Source organism: Microbispora sp. CL1-1, assembly GCF_012034195.1.
GTDB lineage: Bacteria > Actinomycetota > Actinomycetes > Streptosporangiales > Streptosporangiaceae > Microbispora.
In genome coordinates, this window is the sequence record NZ_JAATEK010000215.1 from 1 (window position 1) to 372 (window position 372).

Genomic DNA, 372 nt, shown 5'->3' on the forward strand with positions numbered 1-372 from the left:
GATGACGTGGATGTGTGCCTGGCCGAGGCGGAGGAGTTGCTGTTCGCCCGCGATCGGATCACCTGCGCGCTGGCCGATCGGGTGGGGCGGGTGCATCGTGCGGGTCAGGCCAGGCAGCATGGGCATGCCTCCACCCGGTGTTGGTTGCGCACGAGTGGGGGGATGACGGTGGGTGGTGCGGGCCGCCTGCTCACGTTGGGGGCGGAGCTGCCGCGCCTCCCCGTCGTGCGGGAGAAGTTCGCCACGGGTGAGCTGGCGGCGGGGGTGGTGGAGGCCATCTGCGCCGCTGTGGCCGGACTGACCGACGAGCAGGCCACCTTGGCGGAGCCGATCTTGGTGGACCTGGCGGGCAAGGCCGGGGCGGCGGAGGTT

At 72.0% G+C, this 372-nt stretch carries 1 protein-coding gene; it reads left to right on the top strand.

All coding sequences use genetic code 11. From position 1 onward, the window contains the following. Window positions 1-162: 162 nt before the first annotated feature. The coding region (locus HCK04_RS40680; RefSeq protein WP_168066730.1) for a hypothetical protein at window positions 163-372 on the top strand (210 nt) is incomplete at its 3' end.